Source organism: Acinetobacter sp. ANC 5378, assembly GCF_013004315.1.
Classification (GTDB): Bacteria; Pseudomonadota; Gammaproteobacteria; order Pseudomonadales; family Moraxellaceae; genus Acinetobacter.
The window spans coordinates 17232-29682 of sequence record NZ_JABERK010000015.1; the positions used below are offsets into that span (position 1 = coordinate 17232).

At 41.2% G+C, this 12451-nt stretch carries 10 protein-coding genes and 1 other RNA gene; 5 read left to right on the plus strand and 6 right to left on the minus strand.

Annotated elements, in window-relative coordinates; translation table 11 throughout:
* Nucleotides 1-146 precede the first annotated feature (146 nt).
* On the plus strand, nt 147-1103 hold the full coding sequence (locus tag HLH16_RS05570) for a M28 family peptidase (RefSeq protein ID WP_171528587.1): 957 nt from the start codon (nt 147-149) through the stop codon (nt 1101-1103).
* Between the two features lie 246 nt (nt 1104-1349).
* Here the strand turns inward: HLH16_RS05570 and lon are convergent, their stop codons facing one another.
* From lon to HLH16_RS05585, 3 genes are all read right to left on the minus strand, one after another.
* Nucleotides 1350-3776: an endopeptidase La gene (lon, locus tag HLH16_RS05575; protein WP_171528588.1), complete on the minus strand. Its 2427-nt coding sequence runs from the start codon at nt 3774-3776 to the stop codon at nt 1350-1352.
* Nucleotides 3777-3922: 146 nt separating this feature from the next.
* Nucleotides 3923-4510 (minus strand): 5-formyltetrahydrofolate cyclo-ligase, encoded by a 588-nt coding sequence (locus HLH16_RS05580; protein ID WP_171528659.1) that lies wholly within the window; start codon nt 4508-4510, stop codon nt 3923-3925.
* Between the two features lie 48 nt (nt 4511-4558).
* The gene (locus HLH16_RS05585; RefSeq protein WP_171528589.1) at nt 4559-4939 is read right to left on the minus strand and encodes a MerR family transcriptional regulator; all 381 of its coding nucleotides are present in this window, start codon (nt 4937-4939) and stop codon (nt 4559-4561) included.
* A gap of 82 nt (nt 4940-5021) precedes the next feature.
* Between HLH16_RS05585 and HLH16_RS05590 the strand changes: the two genes are divergently transcribed.
* Nucleotides 5022-8114, plus strand: coding sequence for a heavy metal translocating P-type ATPase (locus HLH16_RS05590; RefSeq protein WP_171528590.1), 3093 nt, complete (start codon nt 5022-5024; stop codon nt 8112-8114).
* A gap of 167 nt (nt 8115-8281) precedes the next feature.
* On the opposite strand, the gene ssrS is transcribed toward HLH16_RS05590, so the two are convergent.
* From ssrS to HLH16_RS05605, 3 genes are all read right to left on the minus strand, one after another.
* A non-coding RNA gene (gene ssrS, locus HLH16_RS05595) (6S RNA) lies at nt 8282-8465 on the minus strand.
* A 100-nt stretch (nt 8466-8565) separates the two neighbouring features.
* Nucleotides 8566-8850, minus strand: a complete 285-nt coding sequence (locus tag HLH16_RS05600; RefSeq protein ID WP_067724073.1) for a cell division protein ZapA — start codon at nt 8848-8850, stop codon at nt 8566-8568.
* Nucleotides 8851-8852: 2 nt separating this feature from the next.
* Nucleotides 8853-9404, minus strand: coding sequence for a hypothetical protein (locus tag HLH16_RS05605; protein ID WP_171528591.1), 552 nt, complete (start codon nt 9402-9404; stop codon nt 8853-8855).
* A 64-nt stretch (nt 9405-9468) separates the two neighbouring features.
* Between HLH16_RS05605 and HLH16_RS05610 the strand changes: the two genes are divergently transcribed.
* The 3 genes from HLH16_RS05610 (at nt 9469) to HLH16_RS05620 (ending at nt 12133) form a co-directional block, all read left to right on the plus strand.
* Entirely contained in the window at nt 9469-10098 is a 630-nt protein-coding gene (locus HLH16_RS05610) for a UPF0149 family protein (protein WP_171528592.1), read from the plus strand.
* 79 nt (nt 10099-10177) lie between these two features.
* A complete protein-coding gene (gene pepP / locus HLH16_RS05615) occupies nt 10178-11509 on the plus strand; it encodes a Xaa-Pro aminopeptidase (protein WP_171528660.1) in 1332 nt (443 codons plus the stop codon).
* Nucleotides 11510-11896: 387 nt separating this feature from the next.
* A complete protein-coding gene (locus tag HLH16_RS05620; RefSeq protein WP_171528593.1) occupies nt 11897-12133 on the plus strand; it encodes a DUF378 domain-containing protein in 237 nt (78 codons plus the stop codon).
* Nucleotides 12134-12451 lie beyond the last annotated feature (318 nt).

The window sequence follows — 12451 nt, forward strand, 5'->3', positions numbered from 1 at the left end:
TTTGAAAGTCATCTTTATTATAAACACTAAAACTGGTTTTACTTATTTTGCGCAACAAATTGCAATTGAAAAGTCGAGCGAGATGCTGCTTTAATCTTCAGCAATGGATTAAAGATGAATAAATAATAAGAGAGGAATGATAATAAATGCGATTCAAAAATAATCGAAATTTATGCTTATGGTTGAGCACTTTTCTTGGCACTCTTTTTTTAACGACTTCGACATGGGCATTACCGAGCATCACACCCGCCAGTACCGATAATTTAAAGGTCTATCTGGAGCAAATTATAGGCGAGCAGGGACATCGCAATTATAAAAATACAGCAGAATTACAACGCGTTTCTGCATGGATTAAAGAACAAATGCGCTTGTTTGGTGTTCCATGCCAGTATCAAAATTATTCGGTGAACGGTTTGGGTTATCGAAATGTCGTATGTACCTTAACGGCCGGTCATTCTGACAAAGTGATTGTCGGTGCGCATTATGATGTGTTTGGGGAAACTCAGGGCGCAGATGACAATGCTTCCGGTGTTGCAGGGGTGATTGAAACGGCACGCATTTTGGCACAGCAAAAATCGCAGTTGGCCCATAATGTAGAATTTGTATTTTACACCCTGCAAGAACCGCCATTTTTCAAAACCGAGCAGATGGGAAGTTATGTGCATGCCAAATCGGTACAGGCACAAAAGGATCAGATTCGAGGGGTCTATATCTTGGAGATGATTGGCTACTATAATGAAAATCTTGTGCAGCAATATCCCGTGGGTTTGAAGTGGGTTTATCCAAGGCATGGTAATTTTATTGCGGCAGTGAGTAATCTACAGTCCTATGAGTTGGGGACAAATTACTGTGAATCGATGCTGATATTTAATCGTTTAGAATGTCAGAGAGTAGCTGCACCGTCTTTTGTGTCAGCAATGGAATTTTCTGATCATGTGAATTATTGGAAATTTGGGATTCCAGCCATGATGATTACCGATACCGCTTCTTTTCGAAATAAGCATTACCATACTCATGGCGATAGTTTGAAAACACTGAATATTGGAAAAATGGCCAATGTGGTAGACGGGTTGGCTTATAGTTTAATGGTTCAATCTGACTGATAAAGACCGCATAAAAAACGCAGCCCCTTAATGGATACTGGGACTGCGATCAAAAGGTCATCCACCTGGAGATGTAGATGACCATTCACATAACTTGTTAATCAGAAACTTACAGCGCATCTGTGTATCTATAATAATAAATGAGGGTCAGATGTAGATTTTTCAAGCTTATGCTTTACTAATATAGTAAAACTTTTCATCATAAAAAAAGAGAGCCGAAGCTCTCTTTTTTGTATCGAAATGCGATTAATGACGTGCAGCTTTGCTTTCTGCAACCGGTTTTACAATCGGATTTTTTGGCAAAGGTTTCGGTGTTTCAATTAAGGCAAATGGCAAGATCTCATCGATACTTTTCACTGCTTTAATTTCAAGACCTGCTTTCACGTTATCTGGAATTTCCACCAAGTCACGGACGTTTTCTTGAGGGATAAACACCAGTTTAATGCCACCGCGATGTGCAGCTAAAAGTTTCTCTTTTAAGCCACCAATACGCATTGCACGACCACTCAGGTTGGTTTCACCGGTCATGGCGATATCAGCGCGAACTGGAATGCCAGTGAAGGCAGAAATCAAGGCAGTGGTTAATGCCAAACCTGCAGATGGACCATCTTTCGGGGTTGCACCTTCAGGTAAATGCACATGGATATCGGTTTCTTCAAATCTTGAAGCCTCAATACCGAGTGCATCTGCACGGGTACGAACCACAGTCATTGCAGCGGTAATGGACTCTTTCATGACATCACCGAGTGAACCGGTGGTAATGAATTTACCCTTACCTTTTACCGCAGCAACTTCAATGCTAAGTAATTCACCACCGACTGATGTCCAAGCCAAGCCATTGACACGACCCACTTGCGCTTCTTCTTCTGCCATACCGAAGTCGAACTTGTGTACGCCCAGGTAATCAGACAGGTTTTCAGCAGTCACATCGATATGCAAGTTCTTGGCTTTTTTGCTCACCGCTTCTTTCACGACTTTACGCGCAATTTTTGACACTTCACGTTCAAGGCTACGTACACCCGCTTCGCGAGTATAACGACGCACGATGTCACGAATGGCTTCTTCATGAATAGTCAATTCTTTAGCACGTAAACCGTTGTCCTTAATGGCTTTCGGAACCAGGTAACGTTCAGCAATATTGACTTTTTCCTCTTCGGTATAACCCGGTAGACGAATCACTTCCATACGGTCAAGCAAGGCTTCAGGAATATTCATGCTGTTTGCAGTACAGATGAACATCACTTCAGAAAGGTCCAGATCAAGATCTAAATAGTGATCGTTAAACTTGCTGTTTTGTGATGGATCAAGTACTTCAAGCAAAGCAGAAGCAGGGTCACCACGGTAGTCTTGCGCCATCTTGTCAATTTCATCGAGTAAGAACAGTGGGTTCTTTACGCCTACTTTTGTCAAAGACTGTACAATTTTACCTGGCATCGCACCGATGTAGGTACGACGGTGACCACGGATTTCCGCTTCATCACGCACGCCACCTAAAGCCATACGCACAAATTCACGACCTGTGGCTTTGGCAATCGATTCACCCAGTGAAGTTTTACCTACCCCAGGAGGACCAACCAGGCAAAGAATTGGACCTTTAAGTTTTTTAACGCGTGATTGAACAGCCAGGTATTCAACAATGCGTTGTTTAACTTCATCCAGACCGTAATGATCTGCATCCAATATTTCTTGTGCTTTGTTCAGGTTAATGCTGACTTTGCTGGCTTTATTCCAAGGCGTATCTAAAATCGCCTCAATATAATTGCGCACCACAGCAGCTTCACTTGAAGCAGGTTGCATTGCTTTTAGCTTGCGGAATTCAGATTCGGCTTTTTTACGCACGTGTTCCGGTAAATCAGCTTCTTCAAGACGACGTTCAATTTCAGCAACATCATCTTCAGCACCGCCATTCATGTCGGAAAGTTCACGCTGAATCACCTTCATTTTTTCATTCAGGAAATATTCGCGCTGGTTTTTCTCCATTTGGCGTTTTACCGAGTCATGCAAGGTTTGTTCAATCTGTTGTTCTTCAGATTGTTGTAACAAATAAGTCATGAGCTCAGTCAAATGTGCTTCAAAGTTATCCTGTTCCAGGAACTTTTGTTTTACATCGATATTCAACGGGACACGAGTGGCCACGAAGAACAACAGTTGCAATAAATCATCGATTTTATTTGCAGCAGTAATCAATTCACGTGCATTACGTAATTTTGCCTCTGCATATTGTGCAAATAAAGCACGCAGTTCTTGCACACGTGTTTCTTGAGACGCAGCTTCAACATTAACTGTCATCGGGCTAATCGCATGTTCGGCCGATAAATATTCATCGTTGTCGATGATTTTTACCAGTTTAGAACGCTGTAAACCTTCAATGAGTACTTTTATACAGTTTTCATCATTTTCATGATTCACAACTTGCACAATCTTCGCGACAGTACCGTATTGATATAAGTTGTCGTGATCAATTTCTTCTGTAAGAGAATCTTGTTGTGCAACTACAAATACGAGATTGTCACTGTTACGAGCCACGTCAACTGCTTTGATCGATTTTTCACGACCTACAAATAACGCAATTTGCATGTGAGGATAAACCACCACATCTCGTAGCGCTAAAAGCGGTAGTACGCTTGGAACCTGTGTAGCTAAGGTTTCTTGATTCATAATAATTTCAGACATGGGCACTCCTAATGAGTAACAACGGTGTTGCCATATTTTTATAGTGAAGTGTATTTCAAAAATTACAAGGGTAGGGACAATGAAAATGTATAAAAAATGAGTAAATATGTGATTTTAAAGTGTTCCTAGTCGTCAAAAATACCAGTTTAGCGTTTGAAACGTAAATATTTTGAGGGTGTAATCAAGGCATCCAGCGGTTGATCCCAGATTTCCCGGTGTAAGCGTTGTTGAATAAGTTGAAAGTCATGGGCAATCCCTAAACGAAAAGGGATTTTTTCTGCACTGGCTAGGGTTCTGTCGTAGAAGCCGCCCCCCATGCCTATACGTGTGCCATAAATGTCACATGCGAGTAAAGGTATGATTAACAGGTCGAGTTTAGAGACATGTAAGCCACGACTCGCCGCCGGTTCTTTCATGCCAAGGGGGTGATATGAAAATCGATTGTTTCGGTATTGGTGTTGCGTGATTTTGACCCAGTGCAATTGTTTATTCATGTTGCAAATCATCGGCAGATAAACATCTTTATGCTGTTTAAAACAGTATTCAATGATTTGTCTGGTCTGAATTTCACCAAAGGCATGCAGATAAATGCCAATTTTTTTTGCATGCTGAAAATATTTTAGACGGATAAGTTGCTGGAGTATTTTTTGTTGAGATTGTTTGTGTTGAAAGCTGGAAACGGCTCTACGTTGATGTCGAAGTTGTTTGCGTAAAATTTTTAAATCCACTGACATCACTTATTTGTCCCCAAAAAATACAAAAATATTCATCGAAAATGGAGTTTACCTGTTTTTAAGTTCTTTCAAAATCGGACAACTGCTTTCATTGGTGGTTTTACATTCATCCACCCAGCTACTTAAACGGGTTTTAAGCGCCTGCAATTCCTGAATCCTTTGATCAATTTTTTCCAGGCGTTGTTCAATGACATGTCTTACCTGTTCCCGATCATCAAGTTGAAGTTGCAGTAACTCCTGTATTTCACTGAGTTGTAAACCTGCATCTTTGCCTTTTTGAATAAAGCTTAAGGTTTCAATGTCTTTGTCATTGTAATAACGATAACTCTGCGTGGTTTCAGGCACGCGCATTAAACCAATGCGTTGATAATAGCGAATGGTTTCAACATTAACATGACACTGTTGGGCCAGTTTTCCGATGGTGAGCATAAAATATCCTCAAATGACTTGACTCTGTACCTGGGTACAGACTTTATGCTAACACAATGCAAGAATAAAACAGGTGAGTCGGATGAATGAGCAACAAAAATCTTCCTGCTGTGCAAAACAGGATTCAGTCCTTGAATTAATGAAAGTTGATCCAGTCTGTGGAATGAATGTTTCTGAAAATTCAGAACATTATTTTGAATATCTAGGGAAAAAATATTTATTCTGTTGTGATGGCTGCAAACAAAAGTTTATTAAAAATCCTGAAGCTTACCTTAAAGAAACCAAGTCTATATCAGGCTGTGGCTGTGTAAATAAAGCCAAAGTGGCAGCGCCATCATCTTCATGTTGTGGTAGTGAGAAAACACAACAGCAGCAATATGTTGATCCTGTCTGTGGCATGACCGTGACAGATTTGTCCAAACCGCATACTGAATATTTGGGACAGAATTATTATTTTTGCTGTCAGGGCTGTTTGAATAAATTTCAGGCCAATCCAGAACAGTATTTAGAAAAGGATCAACCTAAAGTCTCGGGATGTGGTTGTGGATCTAAATCAAAAGCAGATGAAAAAAAATCTTGCTTTGGTTCTCAAAATCAACCACCAGTAGCGCAATCATCAGGCTGTTGTGCGGGAAATAAAGCGCAAACTGCAGAACAGGTGAGTGAAACAACTGTTGATCCAGTCTGTGGCATGCAGGTTAAAACGGATTCTAAGTTTCACACTCAGTTTGAATCGCAAGACTATTATTTCTGTTCAGAACGCTGTTTGAATAAATTTACTCAACAGCCTGAACAATATCTGCAAACTCATCAAAAAGCATCCTCTTGCTGTGGTTCAACAGCAAAAGCAGCAGTTGAAGAAAAGAAATCCAGTTGTTGTGGCGGAGCGCATCCTTCATCATCACATGGTTCGGAAATTGACCCTGTTTGTGGCATGTCGGTGGATACTGCAACCGATTTAAAAACAGAGTATCAAGCTAAAACTTATTATTTCTGTAATCCGTCCTGCCTGGAAAAATTTAAAGGCGACCCGGAGTTTTATCTTATTCCAGCCGATCAGCGTCCAGTACCGGAAGGTGCGGAGGATATGGATTATACCTGTCCGATGGACCCTGAAATTGTGCAGAAAGGACCGGGAACCTGTCCGATCTGTGGTATGGCTTTAGAGCCGATGCAACCGACCTTAAATGATGCACCCAATCCTGAACTTGTCGATTTCAGTCACCGTTTCTGGATGACATTGCCACTGACTTTAATCGTATTTGTATTGGCCATGGGTTCGCATATTCATGCCTTTATTCCGCAGCATATTCAGCTGTGGATTGAACTGGTGCTTTCAATTCCAGTCATCCTTTGGGCAGGTAAGCCATTCATCGAGCGTTGTTGGATATCTTATAGAACCCGCAACCTGAACATGTGGAGTTTGATTGGTGTTGGGGTGCTGGCTGCATTTATTTACAGTGTTGTGGCAACAGTTTTTCCATCACTGATTCCCATGCAGGCCAAAACTGGTCATGGGGTTGCCGTGTATTATGAAGCAGCTTGTATGATTGTGTCCTTAAGTCTGCTCGGACAAATCATGGAGCTGAAAGCCCGTGCCAAAACCGCAGATGCGTTAAAATCATTGCTGAAACTACAGCCGCATACCGCAAAACTGGTGCAGCATGATCAGGTGGTGGAAGTGGATGTTGGCATGGTGAAACAGGGCGATATCTTGCAGATTTCTTCAGGGGATCAGATTCCACTCGATGGCATGGTCGTGGAAGGAAAGACCTATGTTGATGAAGCGATGATGACGGGTGAACCAGTTCCGGTAAAAAAAGAACTTGATGACCGGGTGATTGGCGGTACGGTGAATCAGCAGGGCAGTATACGTATTCAAACCACGGCAGTCGGTGCTAATACGACTTTAGCCAAAATGATTCAAACCGTAGCCGAAGCACAGCGCTCCAAAGCGCCGTTACAAAGACTCGCCGATGTATTTGCCAAATATTTTGTGGTGATTGTTTTAGCTATTAGTGTGCTGACCTTTATTGCCTGGATGGTGTTTGGCAAAGCCCAATTCGATCTGGCGCTGATGTGTGCAGTGGCTGTACTCATTATTGCCTGTCCATGTGCTTTAGGTTTGGCAACGCCAATGTCAGTCATGGCAACGACAGGTCGGGCAGCGCAAAAAGGTGTGCTGTTTAAAGATGCAGAAGCGATTGAAGCCTTAAGCAAAGTCACTACTTTAATTGTCGATAAAACCGGGACCTTGACCGAGGGTAAACCGAGCCTCAAAGAGATTAAACTGCTTTCAGATCATGTTCAGCAAGTGCAAGTGGAACAATGGATTGCCTCGATTGAACAGTATTCAACTCATCCAATTGCCCAGACTTTAACCAAGCTAGTTCCCCATGAGCAACTGCTAAAAGTCAGGGATTTTGAAGATGTTGCAGGCTTTGGGGTGAAAGGGCAGATTGAAAATCAAATATTGTATGTGGGCAGCCAAAAACTGATCGATCAACTGGGCTTAAAGTTAAATGAGACTATTCAAGCACAACTTGATCAGCAACGATCTAAAGGCAACGTAATTAGTTTCTTAGTCAATGAGCAAGAAGTTTTGGCCTATATCTCGATTCATGACGCGATTAAACACAATGCGCATCAAGTGATCGACCAACTGATTGCCGACGGCGTTGAAGTGGTAATGGCTACAGGTGACCATGAACAAAATGCAAAAATGGTTGCAGCTGAGCTGGGAATTCAGCAGGTCTATGGCAACTGTACCCCGACTGAAAAATTAGACATCGTAAAAAAATATCAGGCTCAAGGGAAAGTTGTGGCAATGGCCGGTGATGGTATTAACGATGCACCTGCGCTTGCACAAGCGAATGTCGGGATTGCAATGGGCAATGGTACCGATATTGCCAAGCAAACAGCCCAAGTGACTTTGGTTAAAGGGGATATTCGTGGTGTGGCGGATGCCATTCATATGGCGAAACTGGGCGTGAAAAACATGAAGCAGAACCTGGCATTTTCTTTTGTCTATAATGGTTTAGGTGTGCCAGTGGCTGCGGGGATTTTTTATCCATTAACAGGTTTGTTGTTGACCCCGATGCTTGCTGCGGTGGCTATGTCACTCAGTTCTTTGTCTGTGGTGATAAATGCACTTCGTTTGCAAAAGTCTGAATAACAGAATCTGTAAAGTAAAGTCATGTACCCAAGATGCAAGTCTTGGGTATTTTTTTGCATAAAATATCAATGAAAATAGCTTAAAGACAATGAGATTGAATAATAAAATTATTTAAAATATAAAATGTATGAAGAAATATTGTAATAAATAATGCTGAGAATAATAAAAAACACTCCGAAGATGCCGCTGCATGTCATTACCCTGAACCCGAAGAAGTTCAAGGTGGACGCGACGCATACTTGCTGGGTTTCCCATCCGAAGATGGGCATACACTCTAAATATGCAGAACACAATCCGTAGATTTAAGTATCGGCAGGGATATAGACGCGCTGGCGAACACCTCAGAGATAGAGTAAGTATAACCAATAATCACGTATTGGCAAATCATCCGTGTGCAGGAACTGTAAACTTAGATTTCAACTGCCGATACTTTACCCAATTTTAAGAAAAATTAAGCCAAATCATCCACATCTTCTAAAATGGTCGCCAACAAGCGCTCGCAGTGGGCATATTCTTGCAATGATTTATTCATCGCCAGCACCTCTTGCATCAGCTCCAAAGCCACCATAATAATCAGTTTAGTTGGCTCTAGACGTGGGGCTTTGCGACGAAAATCATCATATTTTTCATTTAACAATTCAGCCGCACGTTCCAGATCAGCCTTTTCAGTTTCAGTGGTAGCTAAACGAAAATTATGTCCCAATACCCGCAATTCAACAGCAATTTGTTCACTCATGACTAAATGTCCTCATTGACTTCTGTTGGGTGAGCAAGTTGTTGAATTTCTTGCGCGTGCTGATCTTGAGCAGTCCCTAAAATAGACAAGCGCTGAATAATCGCTTCAACCTTGGCCTTGGCATGTTCATTTTTTTGTAACAATCTTTCTCGTTCTTGCTGCAAAGCTTGAATTTCCTGTTGAGCAAGACGTTGTTCATTTTGCATTTTTTCTTTAATGACACGTAATTCATTACGTTCAGCAAGAATTTCCTGAAAACGATTTTTAAGATCGGTACAACTTTTTTCCAAACGGCTATAACGATCAGCTAAAGAAGTCGCATCCGTGTTCAATTGCTTGAACTGGGAGCGTGCATCACTTAATTGCTCGCTAAGATCGTCTATTTCTTCTTGTTTCTTGGTGATGATGCCGTTCTTTTGCACAATTTGGGCATGATGATGTTCGGCAGAATTTTCTTTTGCCGCGGTGAGTGCACTATTTTCACTTTCATAATGCGTAAGTCGCGTTTTTAAAACGCCAATATGCGCCTGTAGACGCTGTAATTCTTCTAACATATGGTAGTCGCACAGTATTGCAAACAAAGGTAATATATACGAAGTATAGAGATTGGATAAACGAATGCAAGACGATATTTCAGGTTGGTCGGAATGGCACCACAATTTTTCAAAAATTGAAGAGATTTCAAGCCCTAGTGAGTTACATGGGTTACTTACGGGTATTATTTGTGTTACTCAGGCACCAACTAGCGATGAATGGCAACAAATTTTAGCAACCCTTGAAATTCCAGCATTGGATGAACAAGTGCTGAATTTGCTCACAGATGAAGCAGAAGATATTTCTCATGCTTTATCGGACGATGAACTGGATTATTTACCTCTGCTTCCAGATGACGAACACGTTCTTGCTGATCGTGTACAAGCGTTGGCAGACTGGTGTGCCGGGGTTGTGCTCGGTTTTGGTTTGGCTTCAGGTCATATCCGTCAAGATGAAGTCGAATGGATTGAACATCTTCAAGATGTTGCAGCAGTTGAATTCGAAGAATCTGATGATGACGAAGAAGGCGAAGCAAGCTATCAAGAACTGTATGAATTTGTGCGCTTGATTCCTGTGAGTCTGTCGTTAGGACGCAAAAAAGTAGAAATTGCAGAAACACCATTGCTGAAAAAGCTTCAGCCTCAATTGAAACGCGCAGCTTCAACAGATGCAAGCAGTGTTGTAGAAATGTTTACCCCACATCGTCCGAGCTAATTCGGGCGATTCTGGTTCAACAACAGGCTATTTAAAAAGTTATAACCTCCACTCATAAAAGACAAAAGTAAACTTAATGATGAAACTGACTCAAGCAGATTTTCAGGAACGTCGCGACCGCCTGGCAGAAGAAATGGGTCCGCACAGTATTGCGATTATTGCCACCAGTCCGGTTGCTATGCGTAACCGTGATGCAGATTATAAATTTCGTGCGGACAGCAGCTTTTTTTACCTGACGGGATTTGCAGAACCTGAAGCAGTCGCTGTCATTGAGACGTTTGAGTCGATTGATGAAGGTTATACCTATAGCTTGTTCTGCCGTGAACGTAACCGTGAAATGGAAATATGGAACGGTTACCGTGCCGGTGTAGATGGTGCAGTAGATGATTATGAGGCTGATGAAGCCTACGCGATTGATTTGTTAGATGAAGAAATTATCGAAAAATTGCTCGATAAACAGAAATTGTTCTATCGTATTGGTCAGCAAGCTGATTTTGATGCGCGTGTAGCAAAGTGGATTGCTGAGGCCAACGGTGAATCACGTCGAGGTACCTCTGCACCTGCAAGTGTGATTCAGCTGGATCGTATTTTAGATGAAATGCGTTTGCACAAATCCGAAAAAGAAATCAAGTTGATGCAACTTGCATCAAACATCAGTAGTGAAGCGCATACCCGTGCCATGCAAACTGTGCGTCCGGGCATGATGGAATATGCACTTGAAGCAGAAATCGATTATATCTTCGGTAAAAATGGATGTGTGCCTGCCTATAACAGTATTGTCGGTGGCGGAGCAAACGCCTGCATTCTGCATTATGTGGAAAATGACAAAGAGCTGAACGACGGTGATTTAGTCCTGATTGATGCAGCATGTGAATATCAATTGTATGCATCGGATATTACCCGTACTTTCCCAGTCAATGGTAAATTTAGCCCTGAACAAAAAGCGTTATATGAACTTATTTTAAAAGCACAACTTGCAGCGATTGATGCGGTACGTATCGGAAATTCATACAAAGAACCGCATAATGTTGCTGTCCGCATTATGGTTGAAGGTCTGCTTGAACTTGGCTTGATGAAAGGCGACATTGAAGAAATTATTCAAAAAGAAACCTTCCGTCAGTTCTATATGCATGGCACTGGTCACTGGTTGGGTATGGATGTACATGATGTCGGTTCATATAAAATTGACGGTGAATGGCGTGCCTATGAAGAAGGTATGGTCGTTACCGTTGAGCCAGGTTTGTACATTGCACCAGATGATGAAACAGTGGATGCGAAATGGCGTGGTATTGGTATACGTATTGAAGATGATGTGGTCGCTACCGAAAATGGGCCTCTAGTGCTTACTAAAGATGTGGTGAAAACAGTAGAGGATATTGAAGCGTTGATGGCAAAAGTGAAAGTATCTTAAGCAAGTATCGAAGTCAAAAGCCGGTCAGATGATCGGCTTTTTTATTAAAGATACAATATCCTTGGGGGTAAGGCATTGAGATATTTTATGAAGAATTAACCATGATTCATGGGGTGAATGAATAGGGTACACCTGTTACTCGTCATAACGATTTTCCTAACAAATATAGTTGGTTTGATACTCATTGAAATCGAGAGGCGAGTTAATTTACGTTTATCGCGAATAATTCAAATAAAACTAACCGAATTAAAATTTAAGTTCTATAAATAGACACTAATTCAACATATAAAATCGGTTTTTAGCATCAAAGCAACATATTAAATCTGCTTTCCTTCTCATACTTTCCCTGATCCTCAAATAAACTTAAACAAGAGCGGGAGAAAAATGATGAGATTAAATACTATAGACTGGATTGCTTATGCTTTAACCATTATTGGTGGCATCAACTGGGGCTTAATTGGTGCATTTGACTTCAATTTGGTCGCTGCAATCTTTGGTGAAATGAGCCCTCTATCTCGAATTGTTTATGTCTTGGTTGGTTTATCTGCACTTTATTTAATTTATACAGGAACTAAGTTAGGTAAATCAGTACAGCATGAGCCTCAGATCAGAGTTGTGCGTTAAAAGATAACGACCGAATACAAAGACCAACTTGAATCCTAATTAAGTCAATTGTTGCGTGATTTATATCATGGACTTAATTTTGATGAGCTGGTTGATCCTAGAAAAAACGGAGCTTAAGCTCCGTTTTTTATGAGAAGGGGTGAAACTTATATATTTCTGTTGATCATTTTATCTCGAGAGCTAAAGCTATATAGTCGAAATTTACCCACACTTTATTCTCACCCGCAAGCGAAGTGCTAATTCATTATAAAAATGAAAATCTTTGATGTAATATAAAATCCATCATGATTATAAGTATCTAAACCTTGTAGATACGAC